Consider the following 15,133-nt stretch of genomic DNA (forward strand, 5'->3'; position numbering starts at 1 on the left):
AAGTGGAACCCGGCGCCCATCCGACGCGAGAGCCGGACCCTCGCCCTGCCCCAACCCCGAAAAGACCGCACCACACAAACGCGGAGTCCCCATCAGCGAACCGACGAGGACTCATGAACGATCGAGGCTAACTGCCACTTCCTGGCTGACCGTGCAAAAGGTCGCAGGCGCCTTCCGACGGAGTTACGACCAGCCGGCGGACGCGGGGCCCTCACCCTCGCTCTGGCCCACGCGGCGGTGTGCAGTGTGCCGCGGATTTCACAGCCCATCGCGCGGTGTCACGTCCCTTGACGTCCGGCCCTCCTGGAGTTGGCACGGACGGCCCACCAACCGCCGATCGCGGTCGAAGGCGCATCCCTGCGGCGGCGCCGGTGAGGCGACTGGTGGCACGAAAGCGACGATTAGTGGCCCGCGCGGCCCTGGTCGGACACATGAGCAAGCGCAATGCTTTCCCTTAGAAGGAGTGATCAACAGCGATAGCCATCGATGCTTTCGCCAACGGGCCAACGCTTTGACTGTGCGACCCGGTCAATCGTTCACTCCTGGGTGGTTATGCACAGAACAGGGCCCACCCGATGACCCTCCATCCTCGCAGCTTCGCCACAGACCCCCCGTTACGGCACGAATGAGAGTTGGCACTGATGTCGAAAACCAAGCCGTTCACCCATAGCAAGCCCGAGATGGAGCTGGTCAAGGGGAAGACAGCCCTCCTTGTCACTGACCTCCAGAACGAGTTTTTCCGCGCGGAGGGGACGACCTACTACGAACTCATCGCGGAAACGCTGGAGAAGCGCAATGTGCCGGACCACATCGAGGACCTGCTGAAGGCGGCGAAAGAGAATGACATCTACGTCATCCACTCGCCGCACTTCTTCTATACGCCCGATGGCCAGTGGGTCGCTCCCGCCGGTGAGATCGGGGACTACCTCCTGAACTCGCCGAATCACTTCGTGTTCCGGCAGGACTCGATCGAGCTGGATGGGTTCGCTGGCTCCAGTGCGGACTTCCCGGAGCGGTACAAGCCTTATCTCAAGGACGGCAAGACGGCGAACACCTCGCCGCACAGGCTCTTCTCCACCCGACACAACGACGTCGAGCTGCAGCTGCGGATGCGGCGCATCGAGACCGTGATCATGGCAGGGCCGGCGGGGAACATGTGCCTCGAGGCCCACATGCGCGACGTCATCGAGATGGGTTTCCAGGTAGCCATGGTGCGTGACGCAACTGCCGGCGGCGTCAACGACGAGGGTGACGGCTACGAGGCGGCCATGGTCAACTGGCGGTACCTGGCGCACGGCCTGTGGACGACCGAAGACGCCGTCAAGCGGATGAACGCGCTGAGCCAGTAGTCCCACGCGCCAGAGTCGGGCGTCCGCGCGAGATCGCCGGCGCGAGAGTGACGCTGAAGCGGACGGCAGACTCCGCAACTGACGGGCGCAGCCCCCGCGGCAGGGGGGCGCTCCGCTCGGCGTCATCGCTCACTACCCGGCCGGGATCGACTTCGACCGGCGCGCGGACCCCATTCGAGTACACCGGTTTCACCGGCTCGGGTGCTACTGCCGAGAGCATCTGAAGAGATAGAACGTCCGCAGCCGCCGACTGGCTGGGCATTGCGAGGAAGGCATTGCAGTGAGTGATGAGCGCAAAGTAGTCGTGGTCACCGGAGCTTCTCAGGGGCTGGGCGAGGCGTTCGTGAAGGCGTACCGGGAACGGGGCTGGCGCGCCGTCGGCAACGGACGGTCCATCGCCGCCTCCGCCCACCCGGACTACATCACGGTGGCCGGCGACGTCGGCGACCCCGAGGTAGCCCGCCGGGTCATCGAGGTCGCGCTGACAGAGTTCGGCCGCGTCGACACCCTGATCAACAACGCCGGGATCTGGCGCCCGGGCCCGATCGCCGACATCCCGGAAGAGCAGTACCGGCGAGTGATGGCAACCAACGTCGACAGCGTCTTCTTCGCCACCCAAGCAGCAGTGCCCGCCATGCGCAGACAGGGCGGCGGCCACATCCTCCAGGTCAGCACCAGCCTGGTCGAGCACGCACTGCAGAACGTGCCCGCCGTCATAGCTTCCCTGTCCAAGGGCGCCGTCGTCTCCGCCACCCGCGGACTGGCGATGGAACTCGCCAAGGACAACATCCGGGTGAACGCCGTCTCGCTGGGCATCGTGCGCACCCCCTTGCACGAACCGGAAACCCTCGAGGACAAGAGGTCCTTCGCACCACTCAACCGCGTCGGCGAGATCGTCGACGTCGTCCGCGCAGTCAACTACCTCGAAGACGCGGACTTCGTCACCGGCGAGATCTCCTACATCGACGGCGGCCGCACCGCCGGCCACTGACCACCGAAACACCCTTGTCCGCATCCACACGAACACATGAATCACGAAAGCAGCGGTGTATCGCGGTGAAGGGTCCGAAGCTCACCGCCGAGGTCGTGGAGTTCGTCGACGTCCCCAACGTCGGCGCGCCGGGGCGTAACGAAGTCGTCATCGACATCGACGCCTCATCGGTCGAACCGACCGACCTTCACATCATCGCCGGGATCTACGGAGCCCTGCCTCCTCTGCCGCATCTGCTCGGTGCGCAAGGCGTCGGCCGCGTCTCGGCCGTCGGCAGCGACGCCAAGCACCTGAAGGTGGGCGAGCGTCGTCCGTCCCCCTGAACTCGTCGACGAGCTCACAGCGCTGGGCGGCGACGTCGTCCTGGTCGACGGACCCGGCCTCCCGCAGCGCATCGCGGATGCCACCGGCAACAGGATCTCGCCGAACTGATCGTCTTCGGGGCACTCTCATTCCCGGTCATCGGGGAATTCGCCCTGGAGTAGTTCCCGGAGGCGCTGACCCTCCCGGGGGTGTACCGCGGCAAGGTCATCTTCAAGCCGATGCACGTCAGTATCCGCGAGGCCGGACGGATCTCCGCGCCCGGGCCGAAAACGGCCGAGAAGTCGGACGATGAGGCACCTCGGGCGCCCCGCGTGTTCCGCGCAGGGGGCGCCCGAGATATGAGGGGCTGTCCTGCCCCCACAATCTCCGGGCACACGCCGCGCAGCTCGGAACGCTGCACGCAAGTTCGCAGAACTGCTCATTCCCCATTCTGATCAACACCGCCTTTTGGAGCACCATCGTGACCGACGAGGTACAGCCTCTTCCCGCCGCCCTGCAGATGCAGCATCTCCTGACCGGCTTCGAGGTCTCGCAGGCCCTCTACGTCGTCGCCGAGTTGGGAGTGGCGACGGCGCTGCTCGACGGCCCTCGCAGCATCGAAAGCCTGGCGGCCGACATACATGCCGACAGCGACGCGCTCGGGCGCATCATCCGGTTCCTGACCCCGCTGGGGGTCTTCCGATCCGTGGAAGGTGGCGTGGAAGTCACCGACCTCGGCCGCACGCTGGCCGACGGCCCGGCCGATTCCGTGCGAGGACTGGCCCGATACTGGATGGAAACGCACTACGGACCGTTCAGCGGTCTGCTCCATGCGGCCCGTACGGGCGAGCCCGGCGCCAAGAAGGTCCTCGGCAAGCCGTTCTTCGACTGGGTCGGCGAATCTCCGCGCCTGACCGCGCTGCAGAACTCCGCCATGGCCGGCGGCGGCCGCGCCCTGCGGGGCAACCTCCTGGACGTCTACCAGCTTCCGCACGGGCGGACGATCGCTGACATCGGCGGTGCGGACGGCACCCTTCTCGCCGAGTTGCTGACGAGGTTCCCTGAACTGCAGGGCACAGTCTTCGACCTTCCCGGCGTGGTCAGCAAGGCTGCCGATGTCTTGGCCGAGGCTGGTGTGGCCGATCGGGCGACCGTAGTCGCGGGCGACTTCTTCATCGACACTGTGCCGACCGCCGACATCTACGTGATGTCCGTCGTCCTGCACGACTGGGACGACGCTTCTGCCCTGACCATCCTGCGCAGCGTCGCCAAGGCGGCTGCAGCCGGTGCGCGGCTCGTCCTGGTGGAGACGGTCTTGCCCGAGGGTGACGGGCCCCACTACACGAAGATGCTCGACGTGACCATGCTGGCCATGCTCGGTGGTCGGGAGCGCACCGAGAAGCAGTGGCGGCGCCTTCTGGCCGAGGCAGGTTTCGTTATTGACCGCATCGTTCCCGGGTCTGGAATCGCATCGGCGATCGAGGCCACGCTGGCCTGACGGTACGGTCAGTCCCCGACGTAGCGAACGTCGCCGGCTCGGCCGCGCAAGCCAACCATCCCGTCCCGTGCAGGCGCCTTCACCCGTCGAGGCGGGTATAGCACGGGCACGGGTGGCTGCGCGGCGGGGCCGTGCTCGTTACGGAGTTTCATTGCACCGACTGGGCGGCGCACTGCAGGGGCTGTCCCCTGCAGCGGAGGCTCGATGAGCCCATGCCTGCGCCGCGCATCTGTTCGGTGCACCGCGGCGACCCCAGCGAACAGGTCGGCCGACTCGGTCCCGTAGGCGGTCAGCGAGCGGCAATTCAGGATGTTCACACTGCGCCGCATTTCGACGGTCCCCTGGCACAACAGCAGCGAGACCTGGCCCTCCTGTCCCTCGTGCTGACTTTCGCCACGAGCACATCTCCTACCACCAGGGGGGATCAGCGGCGCCGAACCGCGATCCCTCTGCTTCTTGACCGTTTCCGGCACCGGTGCCGCATCCGAAGGCGTCGTGCCGGAGCCCACTTCCAGATTCGCCCAGGCCGCTCGTCCAGAGCGTTCGCAAGACAGGTGGAAGCCCCGACGTGATGCCGAATTTCAGAGGTCCGACGCTCAGGGACTGGAGGGCGTTTTTCTCGTCCGTCCACCGCTTCTTTGCGGTACAAATCCGCAGAAAGAGCAGGATTTCGTCGCTCCCGCCGGACCAGCAGTAGACCATCCACCTCGACCCGACGACAAGCCTGGACGTGCCCGTCTTGCACGCCGCGCTCATCGCCCACGCGGCGTCCTCGCCTGCGCCCGCCCTGCTTGCCTGCCCGCTGGACCGTCCGCGACCCCTTCCCCGCCTGCGAATGATCGTCAGCACATGCGATCAACCTGACGGCCACCAGCTCACGTCAGGATCGGCGCCGCCGGTTCACATCGGCCGAGGGCGGCCGTCCACGTGCGGCCGCAGCAGCTGCAGCCGCACTCCCGCCCGGTCCTGCTAAGAGATCGTCTCAACTGGCTTGATCACTAGGCTGGCGGCCGTGATGGCGATGGTGGGGCGTCTGGTGCCGGACGGGTTGTGGGAGCTGTTCCAGCGGGTGGTCCCGGCTGCGCCGGTGCGTCCGCAGGGTGGCGGCCGACGCCGCTACGGTCATCGCGAAGTGCTGGCGGCGATCCTGTTCGTGGCCACGACGGGGTGTACCTGGCGGCAACTGCCGCCGGTCTTCGGCCCGTCCGGGCCGACCGCGCACCGGCGGTTCACCGAGTGGAGCCGGGCCCGGGTATGGGGCAAGCTGCACCGCCTGGTCCTGGACGAACTCGGCGCGCGTGGCGAGTTGGACTGGTCTCGGTGCGCCATCGACTCCGTGAACATGCGCGCGACGAAAGGGGGGACCTGACGGGTCCGAATCCCGTAGATCGCGGCAAGAAGGGATCAAAGATTCACTTGATCACCGAGCGGACCGGTCTGCCCCTCTCCATCGGGATCTCCGCCGCGAACACCCACGACAGCCAGGGGCTCGAACCCCTCGTGCGCGGCATCCCGCCCATCCGCTCCCGCCGCGGGCCGCGCCGACGACGGCCCACCAAGCTCCATGGTGACAAGGGGTACGACTACGACCACCTGCGCCGATGGCTACGCTCCCGGAACATCACCCCGCGCATCGCCCGCAAGGGCATCGAGTCCTCCCAGCGACTGGGCCGTCACCGATGGACCGTGGAACGCACGGTGGCCTGGCTTGCCGGGTGCCGCCGTCTGCACCGCCGCTACGAGCGCAAGGCAGAACACTTCCTCGCCTTCGCCGGCATCGCCGCCGCGCTCATCTGCTACCGGCGTCTGGCTGCGTGAGCCGGTTCTACGACTCCGAGGAACCCCGGGTCGGCGCCGTCGAACTGCAGGCACGAGTCGCGGCTCAGCCCCAGGAGTTCCGCCATAGGCACCGTACGGCGACTGGTCGCCAGCAGGTCCTGGCGAGCCTCGGCCGACCACAACGGCGGGAAGAACGACAATCCCTGCCGGCCGGTCAGCACGGACACCTCGCTGCGCCAGCCGTCCCACCGCAGGCTCCCATAGAACTCATGGAGCCCTCCGGAAAGAATCCAGGACAGCCAGGCCGAGTGCCCGGCGCCCAGCGCCTCCCAGCCAAGGGAATCGGGGGCGAAGTAGATGATCTCGCCCGGCTCGCCGGGTCGACCGGCCGCACGCGGGTCGACCCCGTTGAGCGCGAACACCCCGCCCAGCACATCGTGCGCAACCACGAGTCCCGCCCCTGGCCGCCAGGTCGGATCGAACGCCGAGGGCATCACGTTGATCTCCGCCAGGCCCGGCAGCCTCTCGGTGTCGGCGTCACCTGCGCTTCCGAAGATCCGCAACCAGCCGCTGTCCACCAGCAGACCGCCGCTATTCAAGACGATCCCGCCCAGATTCGACCGGGCCGAGACCTGGAGCTGCAACAGCGAGGCACGGCCTGTCTCGGCATCGCCGGGCAACACCTCAACTGGTACGTCAGTGCCGGATAGCTCCTGGAGAAGGAGCGGCCAGGCTGGATCATCGACGTTGATCAGCTCATCGACCTCGCGCATCCCCGCATCGTCGCACCAGCGCTGAAGACGCAGTCCGCCGGGGCACCCGCACTTCAATCCACCAAACGAGACGATCTCTAACGAGTTGGTGCGTGATAGCGGGTGAAGCGTCCGTGCTGGTGGATGGCATGATCCATCTGTGACGATCATGGTCAACCGGGCGGTCCTGTCGCATCAGCTGTTCACAGGGATCTCCCGGCGTCATCTAAGCTGCCTGGCCCAGGAGTTGGCCCAACCGTGGCAGGCCGCCGTCGAAGGCCGCCGTCATGAAGTACGAGGCGGGGCGAGAAAGCGGGCCGCGGGTGCCGGCGCCCGCCACCAGCTCGTCTTCGTCGACCGGCTCGTGGCCACGCTCATCCACCTGCGGCATGACCTCCCACACGCCTTCCTCGGGCTGCTGTTCGGCGTCGACCGCTCCACCATCACCAGGGCAGTCCAAGAAATACGCACGCTCCTGGCCGAGCGGGGATGCGCGGTCCCCAACAGGCCTGGCCTTCGGTTGCGGACGTTGGCGGACGTGTTTGCCTATGCCCAGGCCGAGGGAATCGAGCTCCGCCTCGACGCCACCGAGATCCAGGTCCGCCGGCCTCTCGCCGGCCGCGGCGGACGGCGCGCGTTCGTCTCCGGCAAGAAGAAACAGAACACCATGAAGGCCACGGTCATCGCCGACTGGCGTGGCCGCACGTTATGGACCGATGCCCTGCGACCTGGCCGCATGCATGACGCCACGGCCGCCCGCAGCGAAGGCATCGCCGACTGCTTCCAGCACTTCCCCGACGTGGAAGTGCTCCTGGACGACGGCTACCTTGGCCTGAGACGTGATCACCCCGGCCAGGCCATGACACCACCGAGGAAGCCACGGCCCGGGGCACTGCCCGGGAGAGTCCAGCAGTGGGAACGTGACCGTCACGGGCACTCGTCCGACCGCATCACCGTCGAGCACGCCCTCGCCGATCACAAACGCTGGAAACAACTCATGCGCTGGACCCATCGTCGCGATCGCCTGCCCGAGACCTACCGAGCAATCGCCGGCCTCGTCTCCGACCGCACAGTCATGACCTGAAAAACGGCCCGTGAGCAGGGCGAACACGCTTCACCCGCTATCACGCACCAACTCGTAAGTCGGCGGATTCGTGGTGGCCGTGAGGTTTGCCCGACGAGAGGAAGGCATCCCTGGGGTGCTGCACCGAAGCCAGTGAGCCCTTTCCAACTGGCAGCAGCAACGGGCTGGTTGGGCTGACAACGCGGCGAAGCCCCTGGTAGATGGGTTTTCGACCAAGAGAACCGTCTCCACCAGAGGCTTCGCCTGCTTATCTACCCGTCGGGCGTCGACGTGTCCTGCTCTGCCCTGCGCTTCCTGTCCGCCCGTCTGCGGCAGCACCGTCGCGCGATCGGCTCCCGTTGGAGGCGTCTGAACCCCGGCCGCCAGGCCCTGCTCGCACTCGCCCAGCTGCGGATGGGACACACGTATGCCCAGCTCGCAGCCGGATTCGACATCGGAACCACCACCGCCTACCTATATGCAACCGAGGCTATCGAACTCCTGGCCGACCTCACGCCCACCCTGGCCGACGCGATTCGGGTCGCGTCGACGAAGGCGTTCGTGATCCTCGACGGCACACTCCTGCCGATCGACCGCATCGCCGCGGACCGGCCCTTCCACTCCGGGAAACACAAGAAGCACGGGATGAACCTGCAGGTCCTCACGGATCCCTTCGGCCGGCTGCTGTGGGCCTCGCCGGCCCTGCCCGGCGCCGTCCACGATGTCCGCGCAGCTCGCGAACACGGCATCTGGTGAAAGTGATGCGGCGTTCCCGGGGCAACGCGAGGGAACCAGGGTCGAGAGCGGTGAGTGCGGAGGGTGTGGGAAATAGTTGTGTAAGACCTCCTTCTGGATCGTCCACTGCTTCGCCGTGCGCGGCGACAAGGCGGTGTGTGTGCGCGGGCAGCGGTCTATACCTGCTGTCCCAGTACGATCAACCTGGCCAGCCGTGAACTACCGCCTCAACTGGCCAGCTCCATCACTCATAGAATTCTCTATTGCGTGCAATAAAGTCCTCCACGCCAAGCGGGTCCGCGCTTGTCAGTGTGCGTACGACTTCGTTAGTGCCGGAAAATATTCCATTTTGATAATCGATGGCGACATTAGTGAGGTGCTGGACCAAGTACGGGTTGAACCCTTTCTCTATCTGTTCAGTGCGGAACTGGTCGACTTCTATGGGTACGTAAGTAACTCGTCTACCCAAGACGCGAGTCATGGCGGCCGCAATCTCATAGTGATCCATCTCCATTTTACCGAATAGCTCGTAGGTCTTCCCGGCGTGCGCATTCGGGTCGATGAGAATCGCTGAAATAACTCGACCCAAATCTTCGGCGGCGATGGGGGCGTGGCGTGCACCAGAGAATGCCAGACGCAGCTCACTTCGTTCGCGATCCCAAAACCGCGTGAGCCACTCTGCGAACATTGTTGGGCGCAGGTGAACAACGCTTCCCGCAAAGTGATCGAGCGTGCGCTCACAGAGCCAATCTTTGCGAGAGGCATGGCTGCCAGCATCTCGCCGCGCGGATATCTGTGACATATTTACAATTGCTTCAATTTTATTCTCAGTAGCTACCTGAAGCATTACGGTCGCAGCCTCAAGCAGATTGGGAAGGATTGGGTAATTGAAATAGACAGCCCCAACATCACGGGTAGCTTTCGACATTGCGGAAAGGTCTGTGAGGTCACCGACTGCTATTTCAGCGCCCCTAACAGATAGCTTGTCAGCACGCTCGTCCAACCTGCGAACCAGCGCGCGGACAGAGCGCCCCTGCTCAAGGAGCCTCATAGTTGCTTGACTGCCAGTCCGACCTGCAGCGGCGGTGACCAGTATTTTGCGAGACACGATATTCCTCTTCTAATGCACGTCTACTCAATGAGCAATGTTCGACGGCAGCCCGATTAGTTATTTTCCCGAAAGGTCAAAAGGCAACCTTATTCATGCCTGCGGCTCAGTAGTTTCCGCTCTAGAGATTTCTGAAAACTTGCATTCAAGAGATTGGTCGATATCTGAGCGCAATGTCCGTCAATCTGCCGCAGCAAGCCTGTAGTGAGCTTCGTAATACAACACTACTCCATCGTGTCGATTCGAGCCACAGGAGTCTGAAGGCTAGGTCGCGTTCCTGCGCCCCGACCCTGCAATTGAATTTGAGCGGTGCCACCTGGACTGGTACGTATGATCGCCGTAACCAATCGTGCGAATAGTTTGTGTAGTACCTAAAAATTACGGCGCTATGGCAGGACCCGAATCCCGCTCGAACTGGGCAGCGCGGCATCTGCCAAGTCTGGGCGGCAGTGAGTCAGTAGCTTTGTTACACGCACCCCTGGGCCAACTTTTCCAGGCTGGATCAAGGCGGTGATCGGGTGCTGCACAGCCTAGAGTTTGATGTGTCGGTGGTCGTGGTGTTAGCTGCTGGCGCCGGCGCACGTCTCCAACTGGTGTTCGTCGAATGAGAGGCGCCTACGCCGATCCATCTGCGTCAGGTTTACGGAGTATCTTGAGGTTCGCGCCGCAGGTTCCGCGATGCTCACACTTCAATAACTACTCTCCCGAGCAGACCGGACTCGACAGCTTCGTGAGCTGCGACGACCTCGTCGAGTGCGAAGTTCGTAGTAGGTAGGGGACTCAGAGCACCATCACACAACGCGTCAGAAACCCCCTTTGCCGCGACGTCCAAAGTAGGGGCCCCAACAGTGAGGAGCTGGACAAAGGAAAGAGTGACATTTGCTGTCATGCAGGAACGAACGTGCAACTCCAGCGGGTTCGTGTTTGCGGCAGCATAAGTAATCACCGTTGTGCTCGGTCCGACCACCGCGAGGTCGAGATCCAGGTTCGCTGCAAGATCTACCTCGATGATCCGATCTACGTGCTCGACCGCTGCCTTGATCTGCTGAATCGCTCCAGAGTTACGATAATTGACGACAGTGTCGGCTCCTGCTTTACGCGCAAGTTCAGCTTTATCTGAATCACTGACCGTACTCACAACAGTGGCACCTGCCCACTTCGCCATCTCGACGGCATAGTGGCCGACGGCCCCGGCCCCTCCGGCCACCAGCACGGTGCGCCCGCTGATCGGGCCGTCCTTGAAAAGGCAGTGATGTGCTGTGATCGCCGGAATCCCGAGACATGCAGCAAAGTCGTGGGAGATACCCTCGGGTAGTGGCACCGCATTACGCTGGTCGACGACCGTCCACTCCGCTGCTGTGCCCCAAGGCAGCTTGACGGCACCGAACCACACCCAAACCTGCTGACCAACGCGTCCTGGCTCGACGCCGTATCCAACGGCGTCGATCTCTCCGCTCCCATCCAAGTGAGGAATTTGGTAGCCATCGATCGATTGCGGAACGTAGCCCGACCGCAGCTTCACATCGAGAGAGTTAAGGGCTGAGCGCCGGATTCGCACCCTAACCTGCCCGGGACCTGGCTCAGGGCGAGGGCGCTCGCCGACCCTGAGGACTTCACGAGCCGTGCCATGGGTTTCGTAGTAGGCGGCCTTCATAGAAGAAATGATAATGCCTTTTTTTGCGAAAGTCAGTACCCGGACCGCGCAGCATGCCGTGCGGCAGGGAAAGCGCCTGGCCAGGAACCTTGTCGCGACCCTACGCGGACGCACGGCGAAGAACTACGTTCACCACAGTCTCGGAGTGGTTGCCACCCTGGGAATCGGCCCCGGCATCTTCCAGTTCCGCGGCCTGGTCGTCAAAGGCCTGCCGACCTGGCTGACGCACCGCGGCTACCACGTTCTTGCCGTACCGACCTGGGAGCGGAAGATCCGGGTCCTCGCGATCTGGCTGACCGCCGCCCGCTCGGCCTCTCGGTGACCTCGGGGAGTATGTGGCCCGATGCCTCAACCAGGTGGAAACTCACGTCCCGGCGCGTGACCTCGGGATAGGTATTCGTGCCATGCGACGCAACGTCAGATTCGGACGAAGCCTCTCGGGGAGCCATCTGCGAGCACCTCGCGTCGCAGGCTGCCGGCCGTGAAGGACACAGCGGTTTCGCGAGGCACCGGGCAGCGCCGGGGTCGGTCGGCTCTGTCGCCGGCCCCGGGGCTACTCGCGTGCTTGCCAGATCCGGCAGCTGCCGGGTACCGGGCGGCGTTGAACGGGTGGTCTAGAGGTTGTCCCGTATGGGGTCTGAGTTATTGGGTGAGAGCCATGTTGTGGAGTCGGGCGATGCCGAGCATGGCCTGGTGAACGCCGTTGCCTTTGAGTCGGTAGTCCCGCAGGACCTTCCAGTTCTTCGGTCGGGACAGGGCGTGTTCCACTCGGGCTCTGGCGCGGCGGTGGACAGCGTTCTCTGCCTCCTGCTGTGGGCTGAGTTGCGTCTGACCGCGTCGTTTGCGGTGCGGGATGAGCAAGCCGGTGCCCTGGTAGCCGCCGTCGGCAATGGTCGGGGCTCCGCGACAGGCCCGCTCGACACCGGACTCCGTGAAAGCCCGGCAGTCGTTGCGACTGCCGGGCAGCGGCAGGCCGATGGCCACCACCAGGCGGCTATTGGCGTCGATGACGACTTGAAGGTTCGTCGAGTACCGGTAGTTCTTGCTGGACGCGGCGATACTGCGGTCGCGGGTGGGCACGAGGGTGCCGTCGACGATGTAGACGGTGTCCTTGCGCGGCCGACGGGCCGGCGAGATGGCCAGCAAGGGTGCCAGATGGTCCAGGATGCGGTCGGCCGCGGACTTCGAGACCCCGAACAAGGGCGCCACCTGCCGTAAAGTGAGGTTCGTGCGCCAGTAGGTGGCCACCAGCAACACGCGGTCCTCGAGCGCGCCATGGTCGGCCGCGCTGGACATCATCACCCCGACGCCGGACCAATGCCACCAGCCTGGCGAACTGCACCTCGGTCAGGCCCGAGAACGGTTCGATCCACTTCGGATCATCTGCTGAGATCACCCCACCCATGCCCAGCCAACGCACCAACCGATCCACGGGTTACGGGACAACCTCTAGCCGAACAGGGTGGCGTAGCGGGCCGCGCCGCTGGTCAGTGTGCCTTGGATCGTCTTGGTGAGGTCGTCTCCGAGGACCTCATCAGTGCCTGACTCGATGCCATCGAGCGCGGCGGTGACGATGTGGGCGGGGGTCGCCTTGTCGGGCAGCGGGAACTGCGCGCCCATGGTGGTGTCGACCGGGCCCATGAGCAGGCCGACAACGTGCGTGCCCTGCTCTTTCAGTTCGTGCCGGAGGCCGTCGGTGAGGCTCCACGCGGCGGCCTTCGACGCACTGTAGGAGGCGAAGCCGGGGAAGGAGAGCCAGGCCACGGCCGACAGCGCGTTGAGGATCGTCCCGCCGCCGTTCGCCTTCAGCGCCGGCGCGAACGCCGAGGCGACATCGAGGGTGCCGAAGAAGTTCGTCTCGAACTCGTTGCGGATCACTGAGATGTCGCCGCCGATGATCGGCTGCGGGACGGCGATGCCCGCGTTGTTGATGACGATCTGCACGTCAGAGGCCTGCCGTGCGGCGGCCTCGACCTCAGCGTGGTTGGTGACGTCCAACTGGATGGGCTCGACACGGTCGGCCGGCTTGACGGCGTGCGGGTCGCGGGCCGCGGCGTAGACCTTTGCGGCGCCGCGCTCCAGCAGCTGGCGGACGAACTCCGCGCCGATGCCGCGGTTAGCGCCGGTGACCAAGACGACGGATCCAGAGATTCCCATGACTGACCTCTCTCAACGGGCCTGCGCCGCGGCCATGCCAGATGGCGTGCCGGGTGCCAGACCACTCGGTTGTGACTTGCAAAATGGTGAAGAAGTTCCGGTTGTACGGACACGAGCTGGACTAACCGATCGCCGCCCCCTGGACCGCCAGCTGGCCCAGGCGGCGTCGTCGATGACGTGGCAGTCACCGCCGTGGAGCCGCTGGATGGCCTTGTCCGCCAGCCGCCGCGGCGGTAAGTACGCGGCCAGCGGACACGGCCGCACGCGGCGGGCCGATCAGTGCTTTCGCCGAGGCGTTGCCAGAGTCACCACAGTGGTGCAGGCAAGGCAGGCCACGATCATGAAGGCCCAGCCACGGTGGTATCCGGTCAGGCTGTTCGCGGGGATGCCGGACAGGAAGGTCACCAAGATGGCCACGCCGATGGCGCTGCCCACCTGCCGGGCCATGTTCAGGACTGCGCTGCCGGTGGTGGCGCGGTCGGCGGGGAGGGTGCCCGCGGCAGCGAACAGCGGGGCCTGTGTGAGTCCTGCTCCGGCGCCGCCGATGATGAGGCCGGGCAGGAAACCGGCCGCGTAGTCGGGGTGCAGGGTCGTGGCCAGGAGCCAGAACAGGGATGCTCCCGCGAACAGCAGGGTTCCGGCGATGGCGGGTGTCTTGCGGCCGAACCGTCCGGTGATGCGGCCGGCGTTGAGCGCGGTGGCTGCTGCGCTCAGGGGTCCGGGTGCGATGGCCAGTCCGGTGCGGATGACGCCGTAGTGCCATGTGTTCTGCAGGAACAGGACCGTGATCAGCAGCCACGCCGAGAAGGCGAGGAAGAACAGGAACAGGGCTGCCGATGCGGCGCTGAACTCGCGGCTGGCGCCGAAGAGGGAGGCTTCGACGACCGCGTGCGGGTGCCGGAAGGCCCGCCAGACCGTCACGGTTCCGGCTGCGACGGCTCCGGCCAGGAACAGCAAGGTCCCGGTGCCGGACCATCCCCAGGAGGTGCTCTGAACCATCGCGGATGTCAGCAGGGCGACCGCGACCAGGAGCGCGGCTCCGGAGATGGGGTCGGGCATGCGGGTACCCTGCTGGGCCCGCACCTCCGGGAGCACCCGCAGGCCGAAGAGGGTGGCGGCTACGCCGATCGGCACGTTGATCAGAAAGATCAGCCGCCAGTCGGCCGCAACGAGCAGCCCGCCGACGGTGGGGCCCAGGGACGCGGCGATGGCTGCGACGCCTGCCCACAGTCCCACGACCAGGGTGTGTTGCTCCCGCGGGAAGGCGGGAAACAGCAGGCCGAGCGAGGTGGGGATCACCATGGCTGCGCCGACCCCCTGCAGAACCCGGCCGATGATCATGAAGCTGAGGCTCGGCGCGACAGCACAAACGACCGATGCGACGGTGAACAGCACGACCCCGGCGAGCAGGAAGCGGCGTCGGCCGAAGTGATCGGCGAGTCGTCCGGATGGCACGAGTAGTGCGGCCAGGACGATCGAGTATGCGTTGAGGACCCACGACAGGCTGCTCAGGGTGGCGTTGTGGAAGCTGCCGGCCATGTCGGGCAGGGCGACATTGACGATGAATAGGTCCAGTTGCGCCATGAACGCGACGGCGGCGAGGACGGCGAAGACCGACCAGCGCGAAGCCGTCGCCTTCGGCGAAGCCAGGGGCGGTGTCGCCGTCGACGGGGTCGGCGGCTGGGCGCCAACGGTTGTCATGCGTGTCTCCCGAGGGGTCTCTGATGGCTCGTTGCGACCGTAC

11 protein-coding genes and 4 pseudogenes are annotated in these 15,133 nt (G+C 65.2%); 8 read left to right on the forward strand and 7 right to left on the reverse strand.

What is annotated here, in order from left to right; all coding sequences use genetic code 11:
- Positions 1-641 precede the first annotated feature (641 nt).
- The 5 genes from SRB17_RS43230 (at position 642) to SRB17_RS43250 (ending at position 5,959) form a co-directional block, all read left to right on the forward strand.
- Positions 642-1,349: an isochorismatase family cysteine hydrolase gene (locus SRB17_RS43230; RefSeq protein ID WP_153547427.1), complete on the forward strand. Its 708-nt coding sequence runs from the start codon at positions 642-644 to the stop codon at positions 1,347-1,349.
- 280 nt (positions 1,350-1,629) lie between these two features.
- Positions 1,630-2,340: an SDR family NAD(P)-dependent oxidoreductase gene (locus SRB17_RS43235; RefSeq protein WP_323377560.1), complete on the forward strand. Its 711-nt coding sequence runs from the start codon at positions 1,630-1,632 to the stop codon at positions 2,338-2,340.
- Between the two features lie 65 nt (positions 2,341-2,405).
- Complete coding sequence (locus SRB17_RS43240; RefSeq protein WP_323377561.1) at positions 2,406-2,663, forward strand: alcohol dehydrogenase catalytic domain-containing protein; 258 nt, start codon at positions 2,406-2,408, stop codon at positions 2,661-2,663.
- A gap of 461 nt (positions 2,664-3,124) precedes the next feature.
- A complete protein-coding gene (locus SRB17_RS43245) occupies positions 3,125-4,141 on the forward strand; it encodes a methyltransferase (RefSeq protein ID WP_153547434.1) in 1,017 nt (338 codons plus the stop codon).
- A gap of 1,021 nt (positions 4,142-5,162) precedes the next feature.
- A protein-coding gene (locus SRB17_RS43250; protein WP_194294348.1) for an IS5 family transposase occupies positions 5,163-5,959 on the forward strand; the annotation gives its coding sequence in 2 pieces (ribosomal slippage) (positions 5,163-5,493 and positions 5,493-5,959; 798 coding nt in all).
- On the opposite strand, the gene SRB17_RS43255 is transcribed toward SRB17_RS43250, so the two are convergent.
- The gene (locus SRB17_RS43255; protein ID WP_153547436.1) at positions 5,938-6,693 is read right to left on the reverse strand and encodes a DUF2625 domain-containing protein; all 756 of its coding nucleotides are present in this window, start codon (positions 6,691-6,693) and stop codon (positions 5,938-5,940) included. The two genes, SRB17_RS43250 and SRB17_RS43255, sit on opposite strands and share 22 nt — an antisense overlap.
- A gap of 148 nt (positions 6,694-6,841) precedes the next feature.
- Here SRB17_RS43255 and SRB17_RS43260 point away from each other — a divergent pair, with 148 nt between their 5' ends.
- Together SRB17_RS43260 and SRB17_RS43265 are read left to right on the forward strand one after the other, a co-directional pair.
- Positions 6,842-7,756: a transposase family protein gene (locus SRB17_RS43260; protein WP_194294349.1), complete on the forward strand. Its 915-nt coding sequence runs from the start codon at positions 6,842-6,844 to the stop codon at positions 7,754-7,756.
- A 243-nt stretch (positions 7,757-7,999) separates the two neighbouring features.
- A pseudogene (locus tag SRB17_RS43265) lies at positions 8,000-8,485 on the forward strand (transposase family protein); the annotation flags it as partial.
- 1 nt (position 8,486) lies between these two features.
- Here the strand turns inward: SRB17_RS43265 and SRB17_RS47255 are convergent.
- The 3 genes and pseudogenes from SRB17_RS47255 to SRB17_RS43280 all read right to left on the reverse strand — a co-directional run.
- Positions 8,487-8,633: pseudogene (locus SRB17_RS47255) on the reverse strand (DNA-3-methyladenine glycosylase); the annotation flags it as partial.
- Between the two features lie 81 nt (positions 8,634-8,714).
- A complete protein-coding gene (locus SRB17_RS43275; protein WP_323377562.1) occupies positions 8,715-9,578 on the reverse strand; it encodes an NmrA family NAD(P)-binding protein in 864 nt (287 codons plus the stop codon).
- 682 nt (positions 9,579-10,260) lie between these two features.
- On the reverse strand, positions 10,261-11,232 hold the full coding sequence (locus tag SRB17_RS43280; protein WP_153547438.1) for an NADPH:quinone reductase: 972 nt from the start codon (positions 11,230-11,232) through the stop codon (positions 10,261-10,263).
- A 46-nt stretch (positions 11,233-11,278) separates the two neighbouring features.
- Between SRB17_RS43280 and SRB17_RS43285 the strand changes: the two are divergent.
- Positions 11,279-11,536: pseudogene (locus SRB17_RS43285) on the forward strand (NAD(P)/FAD-dependent oxidoreductase); the annotation flags it as partial.
- Between the two features lie 338 nt (positions 11,537-11,874).
- On the opposite strand, the pseudogene SRB17_RS43290 reads toward SRB17_RS43285, so the two are convergent.
- The 3 genes and pseudogenes from SRB17_RS43290 to SRB17_RS43300 form a co-directional block, all read right to left on the reverse strand.
- A pseudogene (locus SRB17_RS43290) lies at positions 11,875-12,637 on the reverse strand (transposase).
- Positions 12,638-12,681: 44 nt separating this feature from the next.
- Complete coding sequence (locus SRB17_RS43295) at positions 12,682-13,389, reverse strand: SDR family oxidoreductase (protein WP_153547440.1); 708 nt, start codon at positions 13,387-13,389, stop codon at positions 12,682-12,684.
- A 276-nt stretch (positions 13,390-13,665) separates the two neighbouring features.
- Positions 13,666-15,090: an MFS transporter gene (locus tag SRB17_RS43300; protein ID WP_194294344.1), complete on the reverse strand. Its 1,425-nt coding sequence runs from the start codon at positions 15,088-15,090 to the stop codon at positions 13,666-13,668.
- Positions 15,091-15,133 lie beyond the last annotated feature (43 nt).

This window comes from Streptomyces sp. RB17 (assembly GCF_009604455.1).
In the GTDB taxonomy this organism is placed as follows: Bacteria; Actinomycetota; Actinomycetes; order Streptomycetales; family Streptomycetaceae; genus Streptomyces.